Source organism: Actinomadura pelletieri DSM 43383 (assembly GCF_003634705.1).
GTDB classification, from domain to species: domain Bacteria; phylum Actinomycetota; class Actinomycetes; order Streptosporangiales; family Streptosporangiaceae; genus Spirillospora; species Spirillospora pelletieri.
In genome coordinates this window covers 935228-952729 of record NZ_RBWU01000001.1, presented here as the reverse complement: position 1 = coordinate 952729, position 17502 = coordinate 935228, and the positions used below count along the sequence as shown (strand labels likewise).

Annotated in this window: 16 protein-coding genes and 1 tRNA gene; 6 read left to right on the top strand and 11 right to left on the bottom strand. The window is 69.0% G+C overall.

Annotation, left to right across the window (positions count from 1 at the left end; translation table 11 throughout):
• Nucleotides 1-242 precede the first annotated feature (242 nt).
• Nucleotides 243-1427 (bottom strand): ATP-binding protein, encoded by a 1185-nt coding sequence (locus tag BZB76_RS04360; RefSeq protein WP_246006745.1) that lies wholly within the window; start codon nt 1425-1427, stop codon nt 243-245.
• A 321-nt stretch (nt 1428-1748) separates the two neighbouring features.
• Between BZB76_RS04360 and BZB76_RS04355 the strand changes: the two genes are divergently transcribed.
• Nucleotides 1749-2204, top strand: a complete 456-nt coding sequence (locus BZB76_RS04355; RefSeq protein WP_117397304.1) for a MarR family winged helix-turn-helix transcriptional regulator — start codon at nt 1749-1751, stop codon at nt 2202-2204.
• Between the two features lie 7 nt (nt 2205-2211).
• On the opposite strand, the gene BZB76_RS04350 is transcribed toward BZB76_RS04355, so the two are convergent.
• Nucleotides 2212-2628: a hypothetical protein gene (locus BZB76_RS04350; protein ID WP_121432953.1), complete on the bottom strand. Its 417-nt coding sequence runs from the start codon at nt 2626-2628 to the stop codon at nt 2212-2214.
• Nucleotides 2629-2790: 162 nt separating this feature from the next.
• Here BZB76_RS04350 and BZB76_RS04345 point away from each other — a divergent pair, with 162 nt between their 5' ends.
• The gene (locus BZB76_RS04345) at nt 2791-3516 is read left to right on the top strand and encodes a M15 family metallopeptidase (protein ID WP_121432952.1); all 726 of its coding nucleotides are present in this window, start codon (nt 2791-2793) and stop codon (nt 3514-3516) included.
• 667 nt (nt 3517-4183) lie between these two features.
• Here the strand turns inward: BZB76_RS04345 and BZB76_RS04340 are convergent.
• Together BZB76_RS04340 and BZB76_RS36525 are read right to left on the bottom strand one after the other, a co-directional pair.
• A tRNA-Ser gene (locus BZB76_RS04340) sits at nt 4184-4272 on the bottom strand.
• 542 nt (nt 4273-4814) lie between these two features.
• Nucleotides 4815-7124 carry a MinD/ParA family ATP-binding protein gene (locus BZB76_RS36525; RefSeq protein ID WP_337959733.1) on the bottom strand — a complete coding sequence of 770 codons (2310 nt, stop codon included), beginning with the start codon at nt 7122-7124 and terminating at the stop codon, nt 4815-4817.
• Between the two features lie 172 nt (nt 7125-7296).
• Here BZB76_RS36525 and BZB76_RS35155 point away from each other — a divergent pair, with 172 nt between their 5' ends.
• Nucleotides 7297-8253 (top strand): NAD(P)H-quinone oxidoreductase, encoded by a 957-nt coding sequence (locus BZB76_RS35155; protein ID WP_211342820.1) that lies wholly within the window; start codon nt 7297-7299, stop codon nt 8251-8253.
• Between the two features lie 12 nt (nt 8254-8265).
• Entirely contained in the window at nt 8266-8808 is a 543-nt protein-coding gene (locus BZB76_RS35150; protein ID WP_211342819.1) for a bacterial proteasome activator family protein, read from the top strand.
• A 43-nt stretch (nt 8809-8851) separates the two neighbouring features.
• Here BZB76_RS35150 and BZB76_RS04320 read toward each other — a convergent pair whose 3' ends face one another.
• From BZB76_RS04320 to BZB76_RS04310, 3 genes are all read right to left on the bottom strand, one after another.
• A complete protein-coding gene (locus BZB76_RS04320) occupies nt 8852-9655 on the bottom strand; it encodes a Cof-type HAD-IIB family hydrolase (RefSeq protein ID WP_121432950.1) in 804 nt (267 codons plus the stop codon).
• 64 nt (nt 9656-9719) lie between these two features.
• Nucleotides 9720-10979, bottom strand: coding sequence for a serine--tRNA ligase (serS, locus tag BZB76_RS04315; protein ID WP_121432949.1), 1260 nt, complete (start codon nt 10977-10979; stop codon nt 9720-9722).
• Nucleotides 10980-11031: 52 nt separating this feature from the next.
• Entirely contained in the window at nt 11032-11835 is an 804-nt protein-coding gene (locus BZB76_RS04310) for a class I SAM-dependent methyltransferase (protein WP_211342818.1), read from the bottom strand.
• A 78-nt stretch (nt 11836-11913) separates the two neighbouring features.
• Between BZB76_RS04310 and BZB76_RS04305 the strand changes: the two genes are divergently transcribed.
• Nucleotides 11914-13002: a helix-turn-helix domain-containing protein gene (locus BZB76_RS04305; RefSeq protein ID WP_121432947.1), complete on the top strand. Its 1089-nt coding sequence runs from the start codon at nt 11914-11916 to the stop codon at nt 13000-13002.
• Nucleotides 12999-13145, top strand: coding sequence for a hypothetical protein (locus tag BZB76_RS35145; protein WP_211342817.1), 147 nt, complete (start codon nt 12999-13001; stop codon nt 13143-13145). Before BZB76_RS04305 ends, BZB76_RS35145 begins: the two co-directional genes overlap by 4 nt.
• Before the next feature lie 196 nt (nt 13146-13341).
• On the opposite strand, the gene BZB76_RS04300 is transcribed toward BZB76_RS35145, so the two are convergent.
• The 4 genes from BZB76_RS04300 to BZB76_RS04285 form a co-directional block, all read right to left on the bottom strand.
• A complete protein-coding gene (locus tag BZB76_RS04300; protein ID WP_121432946.1) occupies nt 13342-14607 on the bottom strand; it encodes a helix-turn-helix transcriptional regulator in 1266 nt (421 codons plus the stop codon).
• 104 nt (nt 14608-14711) lie between these two features.
• Nucleotides 14712-15650 carry a prephenate dehydratase gene (pheA, locus tag BZB76_RS04295; protein ID WP_121432945.1) on the bottom strand — a complete coding sequence of 313 codons (939 nt, stop codon included), beginning with the start codon at nt 15648-15650 and terminating at the stop codon, nt 14712-14714.
• 60 nt (nt 15651-15710) lie between these two features.
• Nucleotides 15711-16166, bottom strand: coding sequence for a DUF4446 family protein (locus BZB76_RS04290; protein ID WP_121432944.1), 456 nt, complete (start codon nt 16164-16166; stop codon nt 15711-15713).
• On the bottom strand, nt 16166-17467 hold the full coding sequence (locus tag BZB76_RS04285) for a glycosyltransferase 87 family protein (RefSeq protein ID WP_170180501.1): 1302 nt from the start codon (nt 17465-17467) through the stop codon (nt 16166-16168). Before BZB76_RS04285 ends, BZB76_RS04290 begins: the two co-directional genes overlap by 1 nt.
• Nucleotides 17468-17502 lie beyond the last annotated feature (35 nt).

The window sequence follows — 17502 nt, the reverse complement described above, 5'->3', positions numbered from 1 at the left end:
GCGCCCTGAGGACGGGCGCGCCCTACGGGGTGCCATACCCAGGCGACTCCACGCCTCTCTACGCCCCTCTAGAGAAAAACGTAGAGAAGCATAGAAAGAACCAGAGGCAGGCGAGAGGAATCTACGGCTTTCTACTCCTGACGCTAGAGAGTCGAAGATTTCTCGAACAACACGACTCCATGCGGCTCTCTACCGCTCTCTAACCTTCGCGCTAGAGAGCGATATGAAGCCGAACGGTCGGGTCAGGCGGGCTGGGAGCGGAGGAACTTGCCGAAGTGCGGAACCGTGAACGCGACCATGCCGCGTTCGGCGCTGTAGATGAGTCCCTTCTTGATGAGGCCGTCGCGGGCGGGCGACAGGCTGGACGGTTTGCGGCCGAGTTCGTCCGCGACGGACGCGGTCGGCACCGGGTCGTCGCCGAGCATGGCCATGGCGCGCATGTAGTCGCGCTCGGCCGGGGTGGCGCGTTCGTAGCGGCTGCCGAAGAAGCCGACCGCGAGTTCACTCTCCGCCTCCGGAGCGGCGACCTTGATGTCATCGGCGGTGATCGGGGTGTCGGGCGCCACGTCCCAGACCACCTTCGCGTATGCCTGGACGAAGTACGGATAGCCGTCGGCCGCGCCGTACAGCGCGTCGAGGGCGTCCTTGGTGAACGTGACGTCCTCCCGCTCGGCGGGAGCCAGCAGGGCGTGGTCGGCGGACTCGCGGTCGAGACGGTCGATCCGGGCGTAGCGGAACAGCCGCTCGGAGTACGACTTGCTCGCGGACAGGACGGCCGGTAGATGCGGAAGCCCGGCACCGACCACGATCAGCGGCCCACCGACCTGCGACAGCTCATGACAGGCGGCGCACAGCGCGGACACGTCGTCGGCGGGGATGTCCTGCATCTCGTCGACGAACAGGGCGATTCCGACGCCCACATCGGTGGCCACGGACGCGGCGTCCACGAAAAGCTCGGTGAGGTCGATCTCCAGGTCGCCGGAGTCGGCACGTCCCCGCGAGGCGGGCACGTCGATGCCGGGCTGCCACCGGTGCGCCCGCGCCTTCTCCTTGCCGGCCGGTTCCGGCCCCGACTGCGCGAACGCCTTGAGCACGCCCAGGAAGTCCTCGATGCGGTCGGGCGCCCGATGCCGGGGCGCCAGTTCCCGTACGGCCCGGTGCAACGCCGAGGCGACCGGCCGCCGGATCGACTGGTCGGGACGGGCCTCGATCTTCCCGGTGCCCCACAGCCGCTGGATCGCCATCGACCGGAACGCGTTGAGCAGCACGGTCTTGCCCACCCCGCGCAGCCCGGTGACGATCATGCTGCGCTCGGGACGACCCCGGGCCACCCGTTCGAGGACCACCTCGAACTGCTTGAGCTCACGGTCGCGACCGGCCAGCTCCGGAGGGCGCTGCCCGGCGCCCGGGGCATAGGGATTGCGCACGGGGTCCACGCTCTCGGACTCTATGAGGCGATATAGCTGAGGCCGTAGATTTGCGTAGAAACCGCTGCGGCGTGTCGCGTGCTCGCGTCGCCGTCCGCAGCGCGCCGGGCCGTCCGGCCCTCGCGTGGCCACCGTCGCCACCATGCCGCCTCCCCGGCGAGCGCGCCCTTGACTCATCGAACTTCTGTTCGACTATTCGAACACACTAGCGCACGCCGCCCCCGTCCGTCACCCGGACCCGAGAACTTCCGGACCAGGTCTTGCTACCGTGAAGATGACGCGCATTAGTTGAATCTTCAATCATGACGTATACTGGACATCATGAGTGAACCTCGCTGGCTCGATGCCGCCCAGCAGCGCGATTGGCGAGCGTACGTCGACGGCAGCGTCCGGCTCACCGAGATCATGGATCGTGATCTGAAGACGCGGCACGGGCTGTCGGTCTCGGAGTACGAAATCCTCGTCCGGCTGTCGGAGGCTCCCGATCGACGGCTGCGCATGGCGGAACTCGCCGAGAACGCCAGCCAGTCCCGCAGCCGCCTGTCCCACACCTGCTCCCGCCTGGAGTCGAAGGGCCTGGTCAAACGGGACAACTGTCCGAACGACAAGCGCGGCGTGTACGCCCACCTGACCGACGAGGGCTTCGCCGCGCTCGACCGGGCCGCCCGCGACCATGTCGAGACCGTCCGGAACTACTTCATCGACATCATCGACCCGCACGACCTCGAGGCCATCGGCCGCGCCTTCTCCCTCGTCCTCAAAAACCTCTCGTCCTGACCCGCCCCTACAGGGGGACGGTGATGCCGGTAAGAAAACCGACCGACAGCAACGTCAGGAACACCCAGGCGAGCATCATCCCGAACCCGAACGTCCGCCACCGCCCCCCGACCTTCCACACCAGCAGCCCGCCGAGCCCGAACGCCAGCACCAGCAAGGTCACGAACTGCGGCAGAAGGCTCGGCCTACGGCTCGTCATCAACGGCGCGTACATCATCACGGCGTCAACGAACAGGAAGATGCCGAAGCCCGCCCCCAACGCCTTGACGTCGCGTCCGAGGAAGGCCCGCGCACGTTCCGCGTACGCCTGGGCCCGGTCCGTCCGCAACCGCGGACTGACCGTCTCCTCCACCTCGACGTTGTGCGCCACGGCGAAGATCTCGTCTTCGAGGCTGGGGAAGTCCCGCTCCCGAGGTTCCGCCATCCCGGCTCCCCCCTGGGCCGTACACCGCCGGCGACATGCCCGGCGGACGAATGAGTTCACGGCCCGTCCGTTCCGGCCCCTTTCCTGCGGACGCGCCGTCAAACGCACCGTAGCGAATCCCCGGTGGCACGTGCAGGCCACCGGACATGCCATGCTGGAAAGATGCCAGGTAGAGGGCACCTTCGCAGCGCGGCTCTGCTAGCCGCGGTGATCATGACGGCGCTGGCCGGTTGCGGCGGCGGCTCCGACGACACGGGCGAGTCCGCTCCCCCCACACCCCCGCCCACCGCGCCCGGCACCACCACACCCACCGCACCCGCGACGTTCCAATCGGAGATCAAAAAGGTCACCGCCGCCGACCTGAAGCACTCGTGGCGCAGGGGCTGTCCGGTGCCACCGTCCGGCCTACGGATGATCGAGATGACCTACTGGGGCATGGACGACCGGCCGCACCCCGGCGGACGGCTCGTCGTCAACGCCGCCGAGGCCGAGGACCTGGTCGGCGTGTTCAAGAAGCTGTACGACATGCGCTATCCCATCGAACGCATGGAGCCGGTCGACAAGTACAAGGGCAGCGACTTCCAGTCGATCGAGGCCAACAACACCTCGGCCTTCAACTGCCGCGCCGCAACCGGATCGAGCTCGTTCTCCCAGCACGCCTACGGCCTGGCGATCGACATCAACCCCTGCCAGAACCCGTACGTCTCCGCGAACGGCCGCATCGCGCACAAAGACTGCACCAAGTACAGAAACCGCAAGAACGACGACCCCGGCGTCATCCACGCCGGCGACAAGGTCGTCAAGGCCTTCGCCTCCATCGGCTGGGGCTGGGGCGGCAAGTGGAGCGGCACCAAGGACTACCAACACTTCTCCAGGTCAGGCCGCTAGTCCTTTCGCAGGCCCGGCCCACTCCGCTCGCCTGGCGGCTCGCTACGTGACCGTCCCTGAGGCGAACGCGACATCGCTCCGCGATCCACCCGGCTCCGCTCGCCTCCGGCATCGCTCCACCGGGCAGGTCACGCGTCCGCGCGCGGGGCAGAGGCCACGTCGAAACAGGCTTTGCCCTCACCAGCGCGGCCGGGCCGATCACCCCATAGGGCCGAAGCGATGCACCGCAGCCACGGCGCTCAAGGCCCGACAGCCTGTACGGGTCCTCTAACCAACAACCCCAACCCGCCACCGCAACCCCGCAACGACCTCAACCACTGCGATCGCGTCCGAAGGCAGGTTTCGAGCCTGCGAGAAACCTGATCGCGCAGCGAGCCGCAAGGCGAGCCGAAGCGAAGCCAACGACCGCCCCGCGGCCAAGACGCTGGAGGGCCGCCAGGCCCGACAGCCCGAGTGGGTCCTCTAACCAACGACCCCAGCCCGCCACCGCAACCCCGCAACAACCTCGACCACTGCGATCGCGTCCGAAGGCAGGTTCAAGCGAAGCGAGAACCTGATCGCGCAGCGAGCCGCAAGGCGAGCCGAAGCGATGCCAGCGATCGCACCGCAGTTCACGACGATGGAGGCCCGCCAGGGCCGAAGGAGGAGTGAACTGCAATAAACACAGCGGAGAGTGTGGGATTCGAACCCACGAGGACTGTCCCCAGCCCTGGGCGCTTTCAAGGCGCCTGCACTAGTCCACTATGCGAACTCTCCAGGTGGCCAACGTCAACGATAGCGGTCGAGGGCCACTGGCTTCGACCGCATATCGTCGGTTACATCAACGCGACGTCGGCGCGTGAGTAGTCGCACTTGCAGGGCTCCCCCCAGTTGACGTATGTCATGGTCGCCTCACCTTGCCGTTGCCCTTTTCTGGTCGACGCCGTTACCCGCACGGGTAGGTTTGCGACCTTCCGGGCGTCCGTCTGGTTGAGGGTGATTTGCAGTCGGCGTGGGCTGCCCGTCTCGTTCAGTGAGCAGGCCACGGCTCCACAGGACACCAGGTCGTTGCGGCGTGTGAGCCGGAAGCTCGTGCAGGGCTGCTCGCCGACACAGAGGCGCATCCGCACACCTTCGGCGGTCACCTGGTCGAGCCCGGAGACGCTGAGCGTCACGGGCATCGGGCAGGGGCCGCAGATCGCTCTACCGTCGGACGAGGAGCAGCCCACGCACAAGGCCAGCAGCGCGGCGGCGACTGCCGGTCGTGCTCCACCGATCATGGCGCTGGGACGCGGTCCGCGTCCCAGCGGTTCCAACGGCTACTGCGGACGCTGGTACGCGAAGCCGTCACCGACCACGGCCGCGAGCATCAGGTACGCCTCACGTGTGCCGGGAGCGAGCTGCTCCAGCTCCACCTCGGCGCCCTCTTCCAGGTGGTCGTCGTACGGGATGCGGACGACGGCGCGGCACCGGCTCTCGAAGTGGGCCTGGAGCTTGTCCAGGTCGACCTGACTGCGGGTGCGGTTGCGGACCATCGACAGCACGACCACGCCGTTGCGCACCAGATGGCCGTGGTTGTGCGCCTCCAGCCAGTCCAGCGTCGCGCTCGCGGAGCGGGCACCGTCCACGGACGGGGAACTCACGAGGACGAGCTGGTCGGCCAGGCTCAGGACGCCCGCCATCGCCGAATGCAGCAGCCCGGTTCCGCAGTCGGTGATGCAGATCGAGTAGAACTGCTCCAGGACGACGGCCACGGCGGCGTAGTCCTCGGCGCTGAACGCCTCGCTCACCGCCGGGTCACGGTCGGACGCCAGGACCTCCAGCCGCGCGCTGTTCTGGGACGTGAACGCCCGGACGTCGGCGTACCGATGGATCTTCTCGCGGTTGTTCAGCAGGTCTCGGACGGTCGCCGCCGTTTCCAGCTTGACCTTGTCCGACAGCGTCCCGCGGTCGGGGTTGGCGTCCACAGCGATGACGGTGTCGCCGCGTAGCTGGCCCAGCATCGAGCCGAGCCCGGTCGTAGTGGTCGTCTTTCCGACGCCGCCCTTCAGCGACATGACGGCGACCCGGTGATGCCCGCCCGCCACCGGGGTCCGCGCCCGCGCGATCAGGTCCTTGCGGCGAAGGTCGACCTGCGACTCCCCCGGGTGGATGTTGCCCGCGGTCGCCTTGTAGACGGCGCGTCGCCAGCCGGAGGACGGCGCGATACGACGCTCGCCGAGCAGGTTCTCGGAGCTGAGGCTGTCGGCGTTCTGTGGCTGCTCATGCTGGGCGTACTGCGCGGGATGGCCCTGCGGCGGCTGCCCCGGGTAGCCGTACCCCGCCATGGGCTGTCCGGTGTTCGGATCAATCGCCGGGTATTGCTGCGCTGCGGCATTCGTGCCCTGCGCATACGGCTGACCCGCAGCGTTCGGCCCCTGCGGATACGGCTGGCCGGTGTTCGGATCGACCGGCGGGTAGGGCTGGGCCGCGGCGTTCGGGTCCTGCGCATACGGCTGGCCCGTGCTCGGATCAACCGCCGGATACGGCTGACCTGCAGCGTTCGGATCCTGCGGATACGGCTGTCCGGTGTTCGGATCGACCGGCGGGTAGGGCTGGGCCGCGGCGTTGGGGTCCTGCGCGTACGGCTGACCGGTGCTCGGATCAACCGCCGGATACGGCTGACCCGCGGCGTTCGGATCCTGCGCATACGGCTGACCCGTGCTCGGATCAACTGCCGGATACGGCTGGGCCGCGGCGTTCGGGTCCTGCGCATACGGCTGACCCGTGCTCGGATCGACCGCCGGATACGGCTGGGCCGCGGCGTTCGGGTCCTGCGCATACGGCTGACCCGTGCTCGGATCAACTGCCGGGTACGGCTGACCTGCAGCGTTCGGGTCCTGCGCGTACGGCTGACCGGTGCTCGGATCAACCGCCGGATACGGCTGACCTGCAGCGTTTGGATCCTGCGCGTACGGCTGGCCCGTGCTCGGATCGACCGGCGGGTACGGCTGGGCCGCGGCGTTCGGGTCCTGCGCATACGGCTGGCCCGTGTTGGGGTCGAGCGAGGGGTAGGGCTGTGCGGCGGTGTTCGGGTCCTGTGGGTAGGGATGGCCCGTGTTGGGGTCCATCGGCGGGTACGGCTGGCCCGGGGCGTTTGTGTTCTGTGCGTATGGCTGGCCCGTGTTCGGGTCGACCGGTGGGGTGGGTTGGGCCGCGTTGGGGTTGTGTGGGTCGGACGGGTACGGCGGCAGCTCTTCAAGGGGTGGTGCCGTGTTGCCGTTGGCCTCGTAGGGCGGCTGGGGAGCGGCCTTGGACGGGTCGTTCTCCGAGTAGCCGCTCGGGGTCGCGTACGGGGGCGGGAGCATGCCGCCGTCGAACGGCTGTGGCATGGGGCCGCCGTCGTAGGGCGGAGGCTGTGGCGGGCCGGGGGTCTCCGGCGCGTACTTCTCGGACGGCTGCTGGAAGGTGGGGGGCGGCGGGGGCGGGGGCGCGGAGAGCCAGGGGTTGGCGTTGGGGTCGAACGGTTCGTTCTCCGGTGGAGCGTTCTCCTGCTCGGCGGGAGGCTGTTGGTTCGAGTCCCCGCTCAGTGCGTCGAGTGAGGCCAGCCGCTCCTCAAGGGAACGCCCGTCATGCTCGTTCCTCGCCACCGTTCTTCCCCCTAGTGCACGCCTTTGATGATCAACACGGTGCAGGTGGGCAAACTGGCCCCCACGCAGGATACCCGTGCGCCAACGGCGTGTATCCCCCGTGGAGATCGGGCTTGGCGCGGTGTTGACCTGGTCCGGGTGAGACCCGTCCGTGCCCGGTAGCGTGGCCGGTATGCATGCGATCGTGATCCGTGAACCGGGGGACGCGGACGTCCTGGAATGGCGGTCGGTCCCGGATCCGGCGCCGAAGCCGGGCGAGGTCCTGATCGATGTGGTGGCGAGCGCGGTCAACCGTGCGGACGTCATGCAGCGCAGGGGCCTTTACCCGCCGCCGGACGGCGCCCCGCCGTACCCGGGCTTGGAGGTGTCGGGCCGGGTCGCCGAGCCGGGTCCCGAGGTGACCGGCCTGCGGGTCGGGGACGAGGTGTGCGCCCTGTTGAGCGGCGGCGGCTACGCCGAACGGGTCGCGGTGTCCGCGTCGCAGGTGCTTCCGGCGCCGCGCGGGGTGGACGTCGTCGACGCGGCCGGGCTGCCCGAGGTGGCGTGCACGGTGTGGTCGAACGTCTTCATGCTCGGTGGGCTTCGCGCCGGGGAGACCCTGCTGGTCCATGGGGGCGGCAGCGGCATCGGAACGTTCGCTATCCAGCTCGCCAAGGCGCGTGGCGCACGGGTGGTGACGACGGTGGGCAGCGCGGAGAAGGCGGCCCGCTGTCGGGAACTCGGCGCGGACGTGACCGTCAACTATCGTGAGGACGATTTCGTCCGGCATGGGCCGTACGACGTGATCCTTGACCTGATCGGGGCCAAGTACCTGGCGAGGAACGTGGACGCCCTCGCCGTCGGCGGACGCCTGATGGTGATCGGGTTGCAGGGCGGCACGCGGGCGGAGTTGGACATCGGAAAGCTGCTCGGTAAGCGGGCGCTGGTGCATGGGACGACGTTGCGGGCCCGTCCGTTGGAGGAGAAGGCGGCGATCGTGGCGGACGTCCTGGAAAATGTGTGGCCGCTGCTGGAGTCGGGCGCGGTCCGGACGGTCGTGGACCGTCGGATCCCGATGCGGGACGCGTCGAGCGCGCACCGACTGCTCGAAGACAGCGGTCATGTCGGAAAGATCCTGCTGACCGTGTGAGGATGAATGGATATGAGCGAGCCTTCGAACAAGCAGTCTGACAAGGATCCGCAGGTGCTCGTGGTCGGCCCGAACGGCATCGCCGTCGAGGGCGGCGGTGGCGGTGACTCCGAAGGCAAGTCGGTCACCGACATGGTCGAGCAGCCCGCGAAGGTGATGCGGATCGGCGGGATGATCCGGCAACTGCTGGAGGAGGTCAAGGCCGCGCCGCTGGACGAGGCGAGTCGGGCGCGGCTCCGGGAGATCCACAAGTCGTCCATCAAGGAGTTGGAGGACGGTCTCGCGCCGGAGCTGGTGGAGGAGCTGGACCGGCTGTCGTTGCCGTTCACGGACGGCACGGTGCCGAGCGAGTCGGAGCTGCGGATCGCGCAGGCGCAGCTCGTCGGCTGGCTGGAGGGCCTTTTCCACGGCATCCAGACGACGCTGTTCGCCCAGCAGATGGCGGCGCGCGCCCAACTGGAGCAGATGCGGCGCGCCCTGCCCGCGGGCATGATGCCGCCCGGCGCCGAAGAGGACCACAACCCCGGTTCCCGCTCGTCCGGCCCCTATCTGTAAACCCCGGCGTACACGGCCGCGCCCCACGCGGGCGCGGCCGTCGCTATGGGAAGAGGCGTTCGAGGACCTCCGCGACACCGTCGTCGTCGTTGCGGGACGTCGTGTGCGTGGTGGCCGCCAGCACGAGCGGATGCGCGTTGGCGACGGCGTAGGAGGTACCCGCCCAGGTGAGCATCGCCAGGTCGTTGGGCATGTCACCGAACGCGGTGACGTCGGCGGAGGTCACGCCGTGCTCGCCGCACAGCGCGGCGAGGGCGGTGGCCTTGGTGACACCGCGGGCGCTCATCTCCAGCAGCCCCCGCCCGGACGAGTGGGTGACGGTGACGAGGTCACCGACGGCCTGTTCCGCCTTCTCCGCGAGCGTGTCGGGGTCGGCGTCGGGCTGGAACGCGAGCAGTTTCGTGCCGCTGCGGTTGACGAGGTCGTCGCCGTCGACGGGACGTCCACCGAAGGCCTCAAGGTCCCAGCGTTCCAGGGTGTAGGAGGACTCGAACACGAACCCGGTCGTGTGCTCCACGGCGAACCGCAGTTCGGGGGAGATGCCGCGGAGCCGACCGACCACCTCGGCGATCACGTCCGGGCCGAGTTCCCGGGTCTGCAGGACGGTATCGGTGTGCAGGTCGTACACGACGGCGCCGTTCGCGCAGATCGCGACGCCGTGATGGCCGACGGCCTCGGCGATCTCCGTCATCCAGCGCGGTGGGCGTCCGGTCACCATGACGAGCATCGCCCCGGCCCGTTCGACACGGGCCAGGGCGGCGACCGTCCGGTCTGAGATCGTTCCATCGGAGCGCACGATCGTTCCGTCGAGGTCCGTGGCGATCAAGCGCGGCGAGGTAGATGTCATGTCACCTTCCAGGGCAGATGAGACAAACCCTAAGTGACGCGTCCGACAGCTCGCCCGGTGGGCTTCAGCGCTTGATCGGTTCCAGGACGTCCTGGCCCAGATATTTCTGGAGGGCCTTGGGGACGTGGACGGTCCCGTCCGCCCGCTGGTGGTTCTCCAGGATCGCGACCAACCAGCGCGTGGTCGCTAGCGTCCCGTTCAGGGTCGCGACCGGGCGGCTTCGGCCGTCGTCGCCCTTGAACCGCACCGCAAGGCGCCGCGCCTGGAACTCGGTGCAGTTCGACGTGGACGTGACCTCCCGGTACGTGTTCTGCGTGGGCACCCACGCCTCGCAGTCGTACTTGCGCGCCGCGCTGGACCCGAGGTCGCCCGCCGCCACGTCGATCACCCGGTACGGGATCTCGACCTTGGCGAGCATCTCCTTCTCCCACTCCAGCAGACGCAGATGCTCGGCGTGCGCTTCGGCCGGGTCGCAGTAGGAGAACATCTCCACCTTGTCGAACTGGTGGACGCGGATGATGCCGCGCGTGTCCTTGCCGTAGGACCCGGCCTCGCGGCGGAAGCACGAGGACCACGCCGCGTACCGCCGCGGCAGCCCGTCGATGATCTCGTTCATGTGGTAGGCGGCGAGTGGGACCTCCGACGTCCCCACCAGGTACAGCTCGTCCTGCGGAAGGTGGTACACCTCCGCGGCGTGCGCGCCGAGAAACCCGGTGCCCTCCATCGCCTCCGGCTTCACCAGCACCGGCGGGTACATCGGGACGAACCCGGCCGTGACGGCCTGTTCCATGGCGAGGTTGAGCAGCGCGTACTGGAGCCGCGCGCCGACGCCCGTCAGATAGTAGAACCGGGCTCCCGACACCTTCGCGCCGCGTTCCATGTCGATGGCGCCGAGGCTCTCACCCAGCTCCAGATGGTCCTTCGGCTCGAAGTCGAACTTCGGCGGCTCGCCGACGTGTTCCAGGACGACGAAGTCCTGCTCACCACCGGGTGGGGCACCGTCCTCGATCAGGTTCGGGACACCGCGCAGCACCGCGTCGAGTTCCTCACCGAGCCGGTCGGCGTCGGCCTCGGCCTCCTTGACCTGCTGCGCCAGTTCCTTGGCGCGGGTCAGCAGCCGTTGCCGCTCGTCGCCCTGGGCCTTGGACACCGACTTGCCGAAACTCTTCTGTTCCGCCCGCAGCCGCTCGAACGACGTCAGCGCCGTGCGGCGCCTTTCGTCCAGGTCGAGCAGCCGGTCGACGACACCGTCATCCTCCCCGCGGGCGCGCTGGGAGGCGCGCAGCCGGTCGGGGTCCTCTCGAAGAGCTCGCAGGTCGATCACAGACCCGAGGCTACCGGCCGGACCCCCCGGTCCGCGCGTAGGTATCGCCGGTTCAGCGGACGCCGCTCGCGAGCAGCGCGTGCGCCGGAAGCTCGATCGTGCCGTCCGCCGTCGCGTACTCGGCGACGATCTCGTCGTAGGCGTCCTTGATCCGCGCGACGGTCGGGGCGTCCTGCCGTCCGACGATCACGCCGTTGGTGCCGACCTCGGACAGCGCGCCGAGCCGCCACCACTCCTCGGGGTCGACGGCGTGCTTCCAGGACACCTCCTCGACGGTCACCTCACCGAGCCCCGCCTCCGCCACCAGCCGCCGGAACGCCGTCGCCTCGCCGTACCGCATGAACGGCGACTCCGGAATGTCCTCCGGCCACGGCACACCGACCCGCTCGATCGCCTCCCGGACGACGCCGAGGGCCCCGCTGCCGGGCATCACCCAGCAGCTCAACGCGAGCCGCCCGCCGGGCCTCAGCACCCGCCGCAGCGCGCTGATCGCCACGTCCGGGGCGCCCACATGGTTGATGACGAAGTTCCCGGCGACGGCGTCGAACGTCTCGTCCGCGAAGGGCACCTCGGGCAGGACGGCGACACGCACGTCCAACCCGGGAACGTTCCGGCGCGCGGCCTCCACCATCCCCGGATCGGCGTCCAGGGCCGACACCTCGGCCCCCCGCCGCACCGCCTCCGCCGACACGAACCCGGGCCCCGCCCCCACATCAAGAAACCGCGTACCGTCCCCAACCCCCGCGGCATCCAACAGCGGCCCGACCATATACCGCGTGACCTGCGCGAACCCCCGCTCATAGGCGGGCGCCCGCCCCTCCCACAACTCTCGCTCATAAAGATCGAAGTCCTTCACCACCCCCGCACCCTACGCCCCCGTCCGACACCGAGCGCGGTCACTTGCGATTCCTTCGGCCTGTGCGAAAATCGCACTATGGGCAGCGTCGAGAACTGGGCCGAGGTCGGTGGCCGTGTGCGTGAAGCACGGCTCGCACACGACCTGTCGCAGACCGAACTCGCCCGCCGACTCGACCTGGAGCGAACCGCGGTCGTGCGGATCGAGTCGGGCCGACGGCAGATCTCGGCCATCGAGCTCTTCAAACTGTCGGACGTCCTCGGTGTGCCCGCCGCCCACTTCGTCACACAGTCGCCTCCGGCGGTGGTCTCCCAGCGGCAGGCACTGACGGAAGACGCCGACTCGGCCTCAAGGACCCGGTTCCAGATCGATGCCGCTCTGGAGAGTCACGCACGTGACACAGGCCGGCTGATCGACCACGAACTGCTCGCCAAGGCGGCACCTGCTTCGGCTCTGAGGGCCAAGAACAGGAAGGAAGCCAGACGGCTGGCCGCCGACATCCGCAAACAGGCGCGATTGGGCGACGATCCCATCGGTGGCATGGCCGAACTGTCCGAACGGTTCGGCCTTTACGTGCTCGTCCTCGACACGGACACCGAAGGGGCTTCGCTGCTGCTCGACGGCTATGGCGTGGCCGTTCTCGGCGGCCGTCGAGCACCGGGCCGACGCAGGTTCACCGCGGCTCACGAACTCGGTCACCATCTCCTCCACGACGCCTACCACACTGACATCGGCGTCGCCGCCAGCCTCCAGGAGCGCGAGGCGGTCATCAACGCCTTCGCGGCCGAGCTGTTGTTGCCTTCACCCGTCCTGAAACGCATCGCCAGGTCGGAAAACCCACGCGAAGAACTGATCCGGCTCGCCGGCATGTATCGGGTCTCGTGGTCGGTGGTCGTCGGTGAAGCGGAGCGAATGAAACTGTTCTCCCCTGACCAGCTCACAGCCCTGCGGACGGACACTCCGGTCAAGGGTGAGTTCCTCGCCGTCCTCGGCGAGGAACCCAAGCCCGACCTGGAAATCGGCGACACGGGGCCCGCATGGCGCCGTGCCGTCCTCGCCGCATGGGAGCGATCACTCATCACCGCGTCCAGAGCGGTGGAGCTGCTCAAGGGGCAGATCACCGTAGCCGAACTCCCGCCCCGGCCGTCCCACCGCGACGCCGAATGACGAGACGAGCCGTCTCGATGAGCAACGGCCTCCAGGTCTGGGACGCCTCCGCGCTCCACGCCGCCGCCACAGCCGACCGCCTCGACGTCCTCGGCGACAGGCACGTCCAAACTGGGAACTTTCCGGCGCGCGACCTCGGCTGATCTCGCGATCGGCGTCCAGAGCCGATACCTCGGCGCTCGCCGTGCCACCTCCGCCGACACGAACTCGGCCCCGTCCCCACGTCAAGAAATCGCGTGGCCCCCCGACCCCCACAGCATCCAACAACGGCTCGACCATCTACCGCGTAAGCTGCGCAAACCCCCGCGTCCTACGCCCGTCCGCTGGTCGCTTGGGTGGTCAGGTGGTTTTGGTGAGGGTGCGGATTTCTCGGGCTTCTGGGAGGGCGCGGGCCGGGGTGGGGAGGAGGTTGACCACGGAGCCGGCGAGTAGGCGGGCGCCGCTGTTTCCTCGGCGTTGCGTCTGGAGCGTGTTCAGCGCCAGTTGGAGGCCGTCGCGTACTTCTCGACTCTTGACCAGGGAGACCGATTCCATCAGGTCGAGGTTGGAACGCGCAGCGACCGCGTTGGCGGGATACAGCGCGCGGGCCTGGGACAGGGACGCTTCAGCGCGCCTATCTCCGAGATGAACGTATGCGTACGTCTCGCTCCAGAGTCGCTGGGTTTCACGCTCCTCGAAAACCGACTGGGTGACGTTGGAGCCGGAGATCTGTTCACATGTGCGATTCAGGTCGGCCAGTCGCGCATGGGCGCGTGCTTGTTCGCCCCGCTGGATCGCCAGACACGTGCGGGCGGTCTGGGCCTTTGCGAGGCCGGGTGAAGATTCTCCAGCCGCGATGCGCTCGGCCTCGTCGGCGAGAGTCGTCACCACGGCGGGTGCGCCTCCGGCGAAGAAGGCGTCCTCGGCTGCGCGGCCACGCGTCCATGTCCGCATTCTTTGGTCGCCGGACGCGTCCGCCGCTTTGATGGCGGTATTCCATATGGTGCGCGCGGACCGCTGGTGATTCGCGTCGCCGAAATCGATGGCCAGTATTCCGGAGAGCGCGGCGTAGGCTCGTAGCAGCCCCGCCTGCTGCAACGGTGGAACGCGGCGCTTGAACAGTTCGCCTAAGGCGACGACGTCGGCGGTCAAGTCGCCGATCAGAGCGCCCGCGGGCGATGCGTGGATCCGGTGGTCGTAGTCGGCCACCAGACGTTCCCATTCGGCGACGTCGAGCGGATCGCCCAGCGCGTCCTCGATTCCCGACAATGCGGTTTCCAGGACACCCGGCGGAATGGTCACGCCCGCACCGAGCGCGGCGATCACCTGGAGTGCGGCACGGCGTCTCACTTCGTCCTCCTGGTGGGGGGTGGACCTCCTGGAGTCCATACCCGCCGGAGGCGCGGTTCGACCTTTGCCACGCCCCGGGAGGAGGGCGACCAGTTCGCCACCGGCGTCGAGGGCGTCATCGAGGACCTGGGCCAGCTCCGCCGACGGTCGCTGGAGCCCGTTGACGATCCTGCACATGTATCCGGCGTCGTAGTGGACCTGCTTGGCCAGCCCACGCTGGGACACGCCGCGCTCGGCCATCAACTCGGCCAGCTTCTGACCGAACATCGAGTCCATCCGTCCTCCCGCCGATCATCTGTGACCGCGTGCGATCAGTCAGTGACACTGTGCAGCAGATTAGCCCGGGTGCGGCTGACCTGTCGGCGAAATGGGGATGTCGGCTACTGGTGGCCGGTGCGGATTGATTGGAGCCAGGCGGCGGCTTCGGTGAAGTCGTTGTCGTGGGTGCCGCGGCGGATTTCGGGGCGGACGCGGTCGGCGCGGGGGTAGGAGCCGACGAAGCGGACGTCGGAGCAGATGCGGCGCAGGGCCATCAGGGCCTCGGCGACGCGGGCGTCGGCGACGTGGCCCTCGAAGTCCATCCAGAAGAGGTAGGAGCCCAGTCCGGCGCCGGTGGGGCGGGACTGGATGAGGGTCAGGTTGATGCCGCGGACGGAGAACTCGGTGAGGATCTCCAGCAGGGCGCCCGGGTGGTCTTCGCCGATGAAGGCGACGATCGTCGTCCGGTCCATGCCGGTGGGGGTGGGCGGCGGGCAGGGGCGGTGCAGGACGACGAAGCGGGTGACGGCGTCGGCGACGTCGTGGATGTCGTCGGCGAGGACGGTCAGGCCGTAGCGGGACGCGGCGAACGAGCCCGCGAGGGCGGCGTCGTAGTGGCCGTCGGCGACGTGTTGGGCGGCCTCGGCGTTGGACGTCGCGGCGCGCCATTCGGCGTCGGGGACGTTGCCGAGGAGCCAGTGGCGGCACTGGGGCTGCGCGATCGGGTGGGACGCGACGGTCTTGATGTCGGCGAGCGTGGTGCCGGGACGGACGAGCAGCGCGAACGAGACGGGCAGGTGGATCTCGCCGACGATGTGGAGGGGTTCGCCGGTGGCGAGTTCGTCCAGGGTGGTCGGGACGGAACCCTCGACGGAGTTCTCCAAGGCGACTACGGCGGTGTCGGCCTCGCCGCTGCGGAGCGCCTCGAGGACGGCCGGGACGGTCGCGAGCGGGAGGTGGTCGCCCTCCGCGGCGCCCGGCAGGGTCAGTAGCGCCGCCTCGGTGAACGTGCCCCGCGGACCCAGGTAGGCATAGCGATGCGGCCTGTCGTCTGCGGTCACGGGGTCTCCCGGGGCATGGGTCACTGGTGTGACCTCGAGTCTACTGTCCCGGGAGGGCCGTCAGCTGCGAGCGGAGGTGCGGTGGCCGTTGCCGAAGTCGGGAAGGGGGTCGTCCATGGAGACGACGGGACCCTTGCCGAGGCGGGCGGCGCGCAGGGCCTGGTTCTCCTCGGGAGAGAGCACCTCGACGGAGTGTCCGGCCCGGATGGCCTTGGCGTAGGTCCGGGTCTCGGTGCGTCCGTTGATGGAGCTGATGACGATTCCGTCCCCGACCGCGTTGATCAGGGCGAGGGAGAAGGACCGGTGCCCGGACATCTCCTTGAGGGCGTCGTAGTGGACGATGGCGAGGTCGCGCATGGCGCGCTCGTCCGCCGAGCCACTGGCGACCTGGAGTTGGCGCCTGAGCATTTCCCCGCACTCGTCGACGACCTGGTTCACCCGGTTGTGCGCGACCACGGCGATGGACAGCCCCGCAACCCCGGCGACCAGGCCCGCGACGGCCACCGCGACAAGCATCACGGGGTGAGCGTACCCATCCGGACCTCGCGTTGCGAAGGATCTTCGGCGGCGATCCGTGATTCGAGACGTTTGACCAGCCACGTTCCCAGCAGGACGATCGCCGCGAGCGCGGCGATACCGAACAGATCGCGGACGACGTGGCCGGCGAAGACGGAGACGGCGGAGTGGTCCGGGCCGATCAGCGATCGTCCCCACCAGGGGATCGGGAAGAGGAACAGGAGCCACAGGCCGAAGGCGGCCAGGCAGCGTCGGACGTCGCGGCCGTCGCCCAACAGGGCGCCGAACACGGCGATCATCCAGACCAGGTGGTGGATCCAGCCCACCGGGGAGAGCATGACCGACAGGAGTCCCACGATCGCGACGGACGCCAGGAGGAGGCTGGAGGAGGCGGGTCCGGTCTGGCGTTCGGCGGCCTCGGACGCGCGTCGCGCCCAGGTGAAGCCGTAGTACGCGACGATCGCGGCGAGGACGAGCCACACGAGCGTTCGGGCGGGTCCCTCGTCCAGGATGCGGGCCACGATCCCCTGGACGGCCTGGTTGGTGGTGCCGTCGACCGCGCCCGTCCGGTCGCCGCCCTGCAACAGCGCGCCGAACCAGTAGTCGGACGAGTCGGCCGGCAGTAGCGCGAACGCCCCGAGGGTCGCGGCACCGGCGGTGAACATCGCGTTGGCGAAGGCGTCCCGGCGTCCGGTGATCAGGAAGTAGATCAGGAAGACGCCCGGCACCAGTTTGATCGCGATGGCGAGGCCGACGAGGGCGCCGCGCGGCCACCGGGCGGTGCGGGTGCAGCAGTCGGCCAGGCACAGGGCGAGGAGGAACAGCCCGACCTGGCCGAAGCGGAACTGGTCACGGACGGGGTCGAGCCACGCCATTCCGGCGACGAGGATCCCGGCGGCGAGCGGCGCCCAGCGTCCGGCGCGGTGGAGGAGGTCGCGGAAGGCGTACAGGACGCAGATCACGAGCGCGACGCAGATGAGGCCCGTCCAGACCAGTTGCGCGGCCCGCCACGGAATGACGGTGAACGGGACGGCGAGGACGGCGGCGAACGGCGGATACGTGAACGGCAGCAGTTGCGGCGGCTGGGTGAGGACCTCGTACAGCGGCGCCCCGCGCAGGATGGCGGCGCCGCCGTCCCGGTAGACCTCAAGGTCGACGAGCCGCTGGTCGGGTTCGTTGCCGAGCCAGCGGGTGACGATCGGGGAGAGCGCGCCCACGGCGACGGTGACGCCCGCGAGGACGATCAGCAGATCGGCCGCCGTCCACCGTCGCCCGCCCGCCCGCTGCCTGGGATCGTCCACAGCCCGCAGGATAAGGCCCCTTCGCGGTCATCGCC